The sequence below is a fragment of the Bacillus sp. K2I17 genome (assembly GCF_002209985.1).
GTDB lineage: Bacteria > Bacillota > Bacilli > Bacillales > Bacillaceae_G > Bacillus_A > Bacillus_A wiedmannii.
In genome coordinates this window covers 415,995-425,494 of record NZ_NJGF01000001.1, presented here as the reverse complement: position 1 = coordinate 425,494, position 9,500 = coordinate 415,995, and the positions used below count along the sequence as shown (strand labels likewise).

Sequence of the window (9,500 nt, the reverse complement as noted above, 5' to 3'; positions counted from 1 at the left end):
TTGAGTCATATCGAATTATTCGATACAATATACTGTTGAATGGTGACGAGAGAAGAGAGGAGTTTATTATGGGTAGTACAAGACACTTTTATATGTTTATCTTAGCGTTTGTTCTTGTTGTAGCATTAACGATTTATTTAATTGTTGATAGCACTTGGTACAACACAGTTCATCCGGCGTTCCTTCTGTTTATGTATGTAGGAATTGCGGTAGTGAGTTTCGGAATGAGAGATGAGATGTTAGATCGCTTTGAAAAGTGATACATATACGAAAGACCAACAGGAAAATGTTGGTCTTTTTTTCTTGCCAAAAATAGGATGTTGTGTATATACTGTATATATAAGGTATATACAGTATATACACACTGGAGGAAAACATGAATATTATTATTTCGAATTCTTCCCAAGACCCTATTTATGTACAAATAAGAAAACAATTAAGCCAGCTTATTTTAAATGGTGGTTTAAAGGGTGGAGACCAATTACCGTCTATTCGTAGCTTAGCGAAGGAATTACAAATTAGTGTAATTACAACGAAGCGTGCGTACGAGGAGCTTGAAAAAGAAGGATATATAGAAACTGTTGCTGGGAAGGGGACTTATGTTTCACGTAAAAATAATGAACTACTAAAAGAACAAAGGCTTCGTCTATTGGAAAGTAAAGCGGAAGAGATTGTAAATGAAAGTAAAGCGTTGCAGCTTTCACTTGAAGATTTACAGCAGATGATTGCGTGTTTATATGAGGGGGAATAAGAGATGTTAGAGCTAAAAAATGTTTGTAAAAGTTATCAAGATTTTGTAGTGAAAAATATAAGTTTTACGTTACCACGCGGATATATTATGGGATTTGTCGGACCGAATGGCGCAGGGAAAAGTACGACAATCAAAATGATTATGAATTTAATTCGAAAAGATAGCGGTGATATAAAAATTTTTGGCAAAGACAATAAGAAAGCTGAAAAGGAAATAAAACAAAATATTGGTTTTGTATATGATGAAAATCATTACTACGAAGATTTAACGTGTGAACAAATGAAACGTATTATTGCACCGTTATATAAAAAGTGGGACGAAGAGCAGTATCAATCGTATATGCACAGATTACAAGTTCCGAAGTATAAAAAAATTAAAGAACTATCAAAAGGGATGAAAATGAAATTTGCGATTGCTATCGCACTTTCACATCACGCAGAGTTTATCATTATGGATGAACCGACAGCAGGATTAGATCCAGTTGTTCGAAGTGAATTACTTGATATTTTGCAAGAAATTGTAATGGAGGATGAAGTATCTGTATTATTCTCAACGCACATTACAACAGATTTAGAGCGCATCGCAGATTATATTACGTTCATCAATGATGGAGAAATTATATTTACTGGTGAGAAAGATGAACTAATGGAGAACTACGTAATCGTAAAAGGAAGTAATGATTTATTAGACCGAGAAGGAAAAGAATTATTTGTTGGATTACGAAAAAATAAATTTGGTTTCGAAGGTTTAGCGAAGGATAAACAAGCAATTATCGATTGGTTTGGAAATGAGGTTGTACTAGAAAAGCCTACATTAGATGATATTATCGTTTACACCGCAAAAGGGAGAGGTGCTTATGCGTCAGCTCATCTATAAAGATTTGTTCTTTTTTCGGGTAACGTGGTTAGTGAATCTAATTATGCCTCTTGTATTATTTATGTTAGATCCAAGTGGTGAATTGTTATTTTCGATGAGTTGTCTATTTATAACCCTTTCTTCCGTTATGACGTTAACTTTTATGGATGAAAGGAATAACAGTGACATTATTATAAATAGTTTACCGGTAAGCCGAAAGGATATCATAATTGCTAGATATGTTTCCAGTGCAATATTTATTGTTGGTGGCATACTCTCTACGATGTTAGTTGTTTTTCTTGTAAGAGGCATTGTGGTCATTGGTGATATCGGTGCCTATCATCCGAATCTATACATTGAAATTCCATGGTATGAAGTAATAAATGGAGCTGTTTACGCCGTATTTTTGGTTGTCACTTTTTTCCCTAGTTATTATGGTACAAAATCGAAGGTAGCAAGAAGTCTAGTATCAGCAGCATCAATAGGAGTGGGGGGTATACTTTGGATATTTATTAGTGATGGGCTGAATGAAACAACACCTTCATTCCTTGAGTGGATTATGAATCCTATGCATATTGGTGTATTTATAGTTGGAGGAATTATATTAGCTAGTGTCTATATCGTTTCTATGTTTCTTACAATTAAAATGTATGAAACGCGTGATTTATAGAGAGGGGAATTCATATGCAACAGTTGATTTTGAAGGAGTTTTTCTTACAGAAGAAGATGTTTCCTTTATATTTTTTAATACCTATTTTATCTGTTTTTAGAAATTCCGTAGAACCGATGGGGATTGCAATAGGATTATTTATAACATGTAGTACGATTATATATATTTCTTTTTATTATGAAGAAAAAAGTAAAACAGAAAAAGTATTAGTGAGTTTGCCTATAATGAGAAAAGAGATAGTTATAGCTAAATATATTTCAAGCACATTATTTATTATAGTCGGTTTGAGTATAACTTCTATAGTCGTAATATTAGGAAATATTTTGTTGAACAGAGATATAGTTATTCCTGGATATGCAATATTTTCAGCAATAGTAGCAACTTTGATTTATTGTGTAGTAACGATACCTGCTAATTACATTGGGGGATATAAAGCTATTACTGTCTTGAATGTGATTATGCTATTTCCTTTAATGGGTATGATTGGTCTTATGTGCAATATTTTTGGGGATAAAACAATTATGTTAAAAGTACTCCACTCTCAAGAGGCTACACTAGCAATGAGTGTTCTTGGTATCGGAGTGTTAGTAAGTATAGTCATATCAATGTTTCTCTCAATGAAAATGTTTCAGGAGGCAGAGTTATAGAAGGGACATTTTCATATTAGGGGGTGTAATACATGATCAAGCAATTAGTTTTAAAAGATATGATGATGCAAAGAAAGTTAGGGTTTGTTTATCTTATATGTTTCTTGTTCCTGCTCATTGTTGATTTTCGTAGTGATAGTTTTTTGATGACATTTAGCATGTTTGTACCTACTCTTGGTATGATACTGTCAATGAGTTATGAGGGGAAAAATAAAAGCGAACTGATAGTAAATAGTTTACCGTTTGACCGTAAAGATATTGTCATAGGGAGATACGTATTTGTAAGTATTTTAGTTGCTTTAGGTGGATGTTTCTCACTAGTGGTTGGTTTACTACAGCTACAAAATGAATATATGACTGGATTTATGCTGTGTGGAGAAATTCTCGGAGGTATAACAGGTGGGGTTGTTTGTAGCATAATTGTACTTCCGATTGAATTCTCAGTAGGATATAGCAGTGTAAAACAAATTGCTCCGTTCGCCGGACTTGCATTGGGGTATTTAAGTGGACTGATTGTAAGTAACGTCTGGTTAGATGTAGAAAATGCTTGGAACACGAGTTTAGTCGTAAATATTTGTTTTATAGCAGGGCTGCTTCTTTTATATGTTATGTCCATGTTTTTCTCAATTCATTTGTATAATGAGCGTGATTTATAAGGAGGGAGTGATTGTGAAGCAACTTATAATTAAAGACTTTATCGTGCAATGGAAGTATTTAATATGGCACTTAATATACCCTCTTTTCTTGTATATGACATTAATAGACATGAAAAGTTTTTACATAATTATGTCAGCCATAATTCCAGTAATAGCAATTTTAAAAACATTTAATGACGATAAAAAATATAATAGTGAAGTAATAGTAAATAGTTTGCCGCTAGCGAGAAAGCAAATTGTGTTAGCTAAATACATAATGGCACTTATTATTTTTATTATAAGTATGATAGTGTCTAGTCCTGTAGTAATCAATCGATTTGAAGATGGAACTTTTGAATTTATAACGACAACAGTAATTACGATTTCTGGCTTTGTTTTCATACTAATAGCACCGACAGCAATTGGTACTATGTTCTTTGAAATCAGCATGGAACAAATTCAACTATATAACAGCTTGTTATTCAGTAGTTCAATATGCATGTTCATAGTATCTATCTTCGTTTCAGTGAAATTGTATGAGAAGAGAGAATTTTAAAAGGTGCCTTATAGAAGGCACCTTATTCAATAACGACAATATGAAAGTAAGAGTTTATAAACAGAGAGGCTATTCGGTACAACATCTTTTGGAGTATGTAATATAAAGCTGAAAACGATAACGAGAATGAGAAAGAGGAAAAATAAAAATAGGATCTGCTTATGTATAGAATTTTGCATAGTATTCACTCCTTTTTTAGGTAGTATGTCCAAAAGAAAGGAGTGTATGAAAAATTTTAGGGGGGAGAATGATGAACAAAAGAAAATGGTTATATAGAATAGGGATATTTTTATTTTCAATCGGTCTCATTTTAGCAAATTTTTACTCAGATATACCATCACCATTTCCTAATTTACATAAAGGAATTGGTATAAGTATTGTCATAGTTGGTCTTCTTTGTCTTATCACATCAAACTTCTATAGAAAGTCTGAATGAATGTAAAAAAGGACAGTTACTCTTTTTCAGAAGTACTGTCCTTTTTAAATAATTTATTCCATAGTTTGGCGATACTCCATATAATGAAGATTGCAATGGAGGCAATAACTGACCAAGCAATAGATGCAATTTCAAGTGCCATGCTAGGAAGGAAGGTAAGAATGGATACTATTTTATGAAACAACCATTCTATTATATGAAAACTGATTTGCAATAGAATGACACTCCCGAGTGTAATCCATGCTAACATTTGTTTTCCTTTTTCTTTCCACATGACATTCACCTCACGTTAGCTTAATAGTTTTAAGCCAACAGCGCCGCATAGAATGCAGCTTAAGAAGGCAAGACGACGCCAATCCGCTGATTCGCGGAAAATAAGAATACCTAGAAGTGCACTTCCCGCAGTTCCGATTCCAGTCCAAATCGCGTAAGCAGTTCCCATCGGTAACGTGTTCATCGCAAGGGATAAGAAGAAGAAACTTACGCCGAAGTTAGCGATTAAAATAACTTTTGGTGCCCAGCCTTTCTTTTCAGTGGCTACTTTCATAAAGAGTACACCAATAATTTCACAAATACCAGCTAGAATTAAAAATACCCAAGCCATTTTATGCGGCCTCCTTCGCTTCTTTTTCTTCTGTTACTCGTTTTAGCCCAATTACTCCGAAGAAGATTAAACCGATTAATAAAACTTTTACAATAGAGAAAGGTTCTCCGAAGACGAAAATCTCTGTAAGAACGATCCCACCAGCTCCAATTCCTGTAAAGACTGCGTATACAGTGCCGACAGGTAAATCTTTATAAGCTCTAAATAATAAGACGAAACTAATTGTAATTAATAACGCAACACCAGCCCATTCAAGTGGTGCCTCCGCTTTTTTTAGTCCAATCACCCAAAAGATTTCAATAATACCAGCTATGATTACATAAATCCATGCCATATGTCATTTCTCCTTCCTACCAGTCGTTAGGTAAAGGGCTTAAAAACGACGCATTGCAAAGGAGCAATCCGTCAGTTTGAAAGACCTCGCCAAAATACTTGCCAAGAGGCGTTTAAACGAGTCTCAAAGCGATTTAAACCTGCAAATAGTAGTTCAACCATAAGTCCGTCCAGTAAGCATAGAAAAGCTTCTAGAGCGTCTTTTACTTCAATGTTATGCAGTTCACTTTGCTCGTTTGCCTGTTTAAATATAGGGAATAAAAGTTTTCCGACGTTTTCAATGTGTGCATTCGCTTTTTCGATAATTTGTACGCGAAATGCATCAGGCGGAAAATAAGAAGTTCGTAACCAAAACATTGATTCTTCACTTTCACCAAATCGTTTTGCGTAGCCCTTTAGTAACTGTAAGAGCAATTCTTCAGTAGACGAATTTGAAAATTTTTCGATATCGTCTGTGAAGCTCTGTAAATCTTTTTGAAGAGCAGATTCTAAACATATAAAATATAGCTCTTCTTTTCCTTTAAAGTGTGCGTAAATCGATGGTTTTTTAATCCCAACTTCTTGAGCAATATTTGCCAATGAAGTTCCTTCATAGCCGTAGCGTGCGAAATGAGAAAGTGCTACAGCTTTAATGCGGTTTGCTGTCATTTTCATCCCCTACCTACCGTTCGTTAGGTTCATTATATGAGATGGAAAATATAAAGTCAATAGGTGAAGAGCTGAAAAAGAGCGCTACAGGTAACGCTCTTTTTTTAGACAGTATCTCGCTCAATTAAATGGAATGAAAGCTCTTCTGCCTTCCCGGCAATTTGCTCGCTTTGGATTTGTTTATGGAATAAAGAAAAAGCATGTGAGCCCATTGCGAGACCGGGGTGTTCAATTGTGGAAATTTCTAACGCCTTTGAAATTTCATGATTATCAAATCCAAGGATAGCAAGTTCTTCAGGGACCCGAATGCCATGTTTTCGCGCCTCTGTTAATAAACCAGCTGCAACTTGATCGTTCGCTGTAAAAATAGCGGTTGGGCGATTTTTCATGTTTAAAATGCGATGAAGTATTTTTGCACCATCCTGCATCGTATAGCATTGATGAAAAATCCAATCTGGATGTACCGTTTTACCTTCGTTATGCAGCGTATCAGCAAATGCTTTTTCGCGCTCCATAGAATTTGCACTCGTTTTTCTTGCTAAACAGATTCCGATTTTTTCATGGCCTTTACTGAGTAAATAGGCAGTGCCGAGACGGAAGCCTTCATAGTGATCTACGTAGACGGATGAAATGAGGGGATGCTTTATCTTTTCACATGAAATAATAGGGGCAAATTTTGCGAAAGGTTCAATTTGTTCCCAAGAACTCGTTCGAGAGCAAATAATCATTCCGTCGAATTGTTTCATTTTCATCATTTCAAGAACACGAATCTCTTCGAGGCTATCGTAATTTGTTTGACATAAATTAATGTGATATCCAGCTGTTAACGCTTCGTTTCCGATTCCTTCAATAATTGTACTGAAGTATGGAAGATTAATGAAAGGGAGCATAACCCCGATTGTATATGTTTTTCCCTTTATTAAATGAATAGCATTTATATTTTTTGCATAGTTCAATTCTTCAACAGCATCTAGAACACGCTTACGTTTTTCTTCTTTTACGTAAGGGTGATTATTAAGGACGCGGGAAACAGTTGATATGGATACACCAGCGGTTTTTGCAATTTGTTTTATATTGGCCATATGTATCACCTCTCTCCCTTATTATAAGGGGAAAATAATAAGAATGAAAAAATCTTGACCTGAAAAGCTTTTCACAAACTATGGTATGAATAAGGCTTCTTTTTATTCGCGTAACCTTTTCACTTGGGCGTAAGAATGATAGGGGTCTTTTTGTTTGCAAAATAGTTTTGTCAAAATGTGTGAGAATAACGTGGAAAGTTTTCAAAGGTGGAGTTTGGTAGCGAAGCGAATATGAAGAGCATATAAACGCTTCGTTCGTTAAGAGGGCGGTATGAAAGGGCGGAAACAAATTGAAAAAAAGAATCATTTGTTTCGTGTTTTCTAGTTTCGTACTAAGTTCATGTTCGTTTCAGCAAACGATGCAAGAAGAAAAACACTTTGTGGGAACAACAGGAGGAACTATGGATCGTGTTACGGATCCAATTCCGCTGAAGGAGCTTCCAAAATATTTTCCAGTGAAATTTAAAGTGCCAGCGTTTTTACCGTATGACATTACGAGTGATGTGAAGGGGGAAGTCAGAACGATTGGAAAAAAGAAGGCTGTTGTCATGATTAAATATAAACAGCAGGAGCCAGGTAGACATGAATATATTGAGTTAAATGTTGCGAACTTTCCTTATAGTTTTCCAAATCTCGTGGAAGAGAAGCGAGTTCAAGAACAAATGAAATTGAATAGTGGAGCATTCGCTTATTTTAAAAATAAAGATGACTCTGGGCGAGGAGATGAATTCGCTACGCTTATTTGGAAAGAGAAAGGACTTGAATATCAGCTGCTGTATCGTAATGCACAAGAGAATGATAAAGATGTGATTAAGCAAAATTTATTATACATTGCAAATAATATGGAATGAAAAAACTAGCTGAATGATTCAGCTAGTTTTTGTATGTTATTATTTCTTTTTAATTTTTCCAGTCCACGTTTTGAATCCACCTTGTAATTGGTAGAAATCTTTGTAGCCTTGTTTTTTTAAGTATTGAGCTGCACGACCAGTACGGAATCCGCTTTGGCAGTATAAGTAAACTGGTTGATCTTTGCGAAGTTCTTTATGACGAAGGCGAATTTGTGATAACGGAATGTTACGTGCGCCTAAAATATGTCCTGCAGTATATTCGTCTGCTTCGCGAATATCGATAAGCTGTGCTTTACGGTAGCCAGCGCGAAACTCTTCTTCTGAAAGTGTTTTAATTAATTTTCTCTGATAGAAATACATCCATACAGTGTAGCCGATGAACGCTACGATTACGGCTAATAAAATAATCCAAGTTGTTGACACGGTTCTATCGCTCCCTTTTTTCTTATCCTACTTTCAATATTATAATGCCCGTATGTATTTATGCAACAGATTCATTTGCATATAAGAAGAAATTTCGTATTCTTTCACAAATTTTGTCGAATTTGGTAGACTAGAGAATGTGAAAAATAATTGGTTATATGAGGTGCAGGATGGGAAAAGAAAAATGGTGTTATATTAACTCTGGTCAATGTTCACCGGCATTTAATATGGCGTTAGATGAATGTTTATTAAATTGGCAAAGTGAAAAGAAAATGCCACCAACCATTCGTTTTTATGAATGGGAAGTACCAACATTAACAGTTGGGTATTTCCAGCGTGTTGAAAAAGATATTAATATGGATGTAGTTAACGAAAAGAAATATGGATTCGTTCGTCGTCAAACAGGCGGCAGGGGTGTACTACATGATAAAGAATTAACGTACAGTGTTATTGTGTCTGAAGATCATCCAAATATGCCAAAAACAGTTACAGAAGCGTATCGTATTATTTCGCAAGGTTTATTAGACGGTTTTAAGGCATTAGGATTAGAAGCATATTATGCAGTTCCAAAAACAGAAGCAGACCGTGAAAATTTAAAAAATCCACGTTCAGGAGTATGCTTTGATGCACCATCTTGGTATGAAATTGTAGTAGAAGGAAGAAAAATCGCAGGTAGTGCTCAAACACGTCAAAAAGGTGTGATTTTACAGCACGGATCGATTCCGTTAGAAATAGATTTAGATGAATTATACGATCTGTTTTTATTCCCGAATGAACGTGTAAAAGAGCGTATGAAGAGTATGTTCTCTTCTAAAGCGGTAGCAATTAATGAATTAACAGACCGTACGTTTACAATTGAACAGTTAATTAAAGCGTTTGAGGTTGGGTTTGAAAAAGGATTAGATGTAGAGCTTGTTCCGTATGAATTAACAGAAGAACAGTTACATGAAGTGCAAACATTAGCAAAAGAGAAGTATGAGAGTAAGGAATGGAATTATAAAAAATAAGA

16 protein-coding genes are annotated in these 9,500 nt (G+C 35.0%); 10 read left to right on the top strand and 6 right to left on the bottom strand.

Going from position 1 to position 9,500, the window contains the following annotated elements; genetic code table 11:
* Positions 1-68: 68 nt before the first annotated feature.
* The 8 genes from CER22_RS02435 to CER22_RS02395 all read left to right on the top strand — a co-directional run bounded on the left by CER22_RS02435 (position 69) and on the right by CER22_RS02395 (position 4,550).
* Positions 69-260 carry a hypothetical protein gene (locus CER22_RS02435; RefSeq protein ID WP_000535935.1) on the top strand — a complete coding sequence of 64 codons (192 nt, stop codon included), beginning with the start codon at positions 69-71 and terminating at the stop codon, positions 258-260.
* Between the two features lie 116 nt (positions 261-376).
* Entirely contained in the window at positions 377-751 is a 375-nt protein-coding gene (locus tag CER22_RS02430) for a GntR family transcriptional regulator (protein ID WP_001021351.1), read from the top strand.
* A gap of 3 nt (positions 752-754) precedes the next feature.
* On the top strand, positions 755-1,627 hold the full coding sequence (locus CER22_RS02425) for an ABC transporter ATP-binding protein (RefSeq protein ID WP_088123391.1): 873 nt from the start codon (positions 755-757) through the stop codon (positions 1,625-1,627).
* Positions 1,608-2,276, top strand: a complete 669-nt coding sequence (locus CER22_RS02420) for an ABC-2 transporter permease (RefSeq protein ID WP_001249437.1) — start codon at positions 1,608-1,610, stop codon at positions 2,274-2,276. Before CER22_RS02425 ends, CER22_RS02420 begins: the two co-directional genes overlap by 20 nt.
* Positions 2,277-2,290: 14 nt before the next feature.
* Positions 2,291-2,923, top strand: coding sequence for an ABC-2 transporter permease (locus tag CER22_RS02415; RefSeq protein ID WP_088123390.1), 633 nt, complete (start codon positions 2,291-2,293; stop codon positions 2,921-2,923).
* A gap of 32 nt (positions 2,924-2,955) precedes the next feature.
* A complete protein-coding gene (locus tag CER22_RS02410; RefSeq protein WP_088608143.1) occupies positions 2,956-3,579 on the top strand; it encodes an ABC-2 transporter permease in 624 nt (207 codons plus the stop codon).
* Positions 3,580-3,592: 13 nt separating this feature from the next.
* Positions 3,593-4,114 carry an ABC-2 transporter permease gene (locus CER22_RS02405; RefSeq protein WP_088608142.1) on the top strand — a complete coding sequence of 174 codons (522 nt, stop codon included), beginning with the start codon at positions 3,593-3,595 and terminating at the stop codon, positions 4,112-4,114.
* A gap of 250 nt (positions 4,115-4,364) precedes the next feature.
* Complete coding sequence (locus CER22_RS02395) at positions 4,365-4,550, top strand: hypothetical protein (protein ID WP_048531110.1); 186 nt, start codon at positions 4,365-4,367, stop codon at positions 4,548-4,550.
* A gap of 16 nt (positions 4,551-4,566) precedes the next feature.
* Here the strand turns inward: CER22_RS02395 and CER22_RS02390 are convergent, their stop codons facing one another.
* From CER22_RS02390 to CER22_RS02370, 5 genes are all read right to left on the bottom strand, one after another.
* Positions 4,567-4,824 (bottom strand): DUF3975 family protein, encoded by a 258-nt coding sequence (locus CER22_RS02390; RefSeq protein WP_088608141.1) that lies wholly within the window; start codon positions 4,822-4,824, stop codon positions 4,567-4,569.
* A 15-nt stretch (positions 4,825-4,839) separates the two neighbouring features.
* Complete coding sequence (locus CER22_RS02385; RefSeq protein WP_000312623.1) at positions 4,840-5,154, bottom strand: DMT family transporter; 315 nt, start codon at positions 5,152-5,154, stop codon at positions 4,840-4,842.
* A gap of 1 nt (position 5,155) precedes the next feature.
* Positions 5,156-5,488, bottom strand: a complete 333-nt coding sequence (locus CER22_RS02380; protein WP_000312344.1) for a DMT family transporter — start codon at positions 5,486-5,488, stop codon at positions 5,156-5,158.
* 71 nt (positions 5,489-5,559) lie between these two features.
* Entirely contained in the window at positions 5,560-6,141 is a 582-nt protein-coding gene (locus tag CER22_RS02375; protein WP_002107720.1) for a TetR/AcrR family transcriptional regulator, read from the bottom strand.
* A 98-nt stretch (positions 6,142-6,239) separates the two neighbouring features.
* Positions 6,240-7,217: a LacI family DNA-binding transcriptional regulator gene (locus CER22_RS02370; RefSeq protein WP_001273975.1), complete on the bottom strand. Its 978-nt coding sequence runs from the start codon at positions 7,215-7,217 to the stop codon at positions 6,240-6,242.
* Between the two features lie 314 nt (positions 7,218-7,531).
* Between CER22_RS02370 and CER22_RS02365 the strand changes: the two genes are divergently transcribed.
* A complete protein-coding gene (locus CER22_RS02365) occupies positions 7,532-8,068 on the top strand; it encodes a DNA polymerase III subunit delta (RefSeq protein WP_142293423.1) in 537 nt (178 codons plus the stop codon).
* A 39-nt stretch (positions 8,069-8,107) separates the two neighbouring features.
* Here CER22_RS02365 and CER22_RS02360 read toward each other — a convergent pair whose 3' ends face one another.
* Positions 8,108-8,491 carry a rhodanese-like domain-containing protein gene (locus CER22_RS02360; protein WP_000108656.1) on the bottom strand — a complete coding sequence of 128 codons (384 nt, stop codon included), beginning with the start codon at positions 8,489-8,491 and terminating at the stop codon, positions 8,108-8,110.
* 170 nt (positions 8,492-8,661) lie between these two features.
* Here CER22_RS02360 and CER22_RS02355 point away from each other — a divergent pair, with 170 nt between their 5' ends.
* Positions 8,662-9,498: a lipoate--protein ligase family protein gene (locus CER22_RS02355; RefSeq protein ID WP_000514071.1), complete on the top strand. Its 837-nt coding sequence runs from the start codon at positions 8,662-8,664 to the stop codon at positions 9,496-9,498.
* Positions 9,499-9,500: the final 2 nt, after the last annotated feature.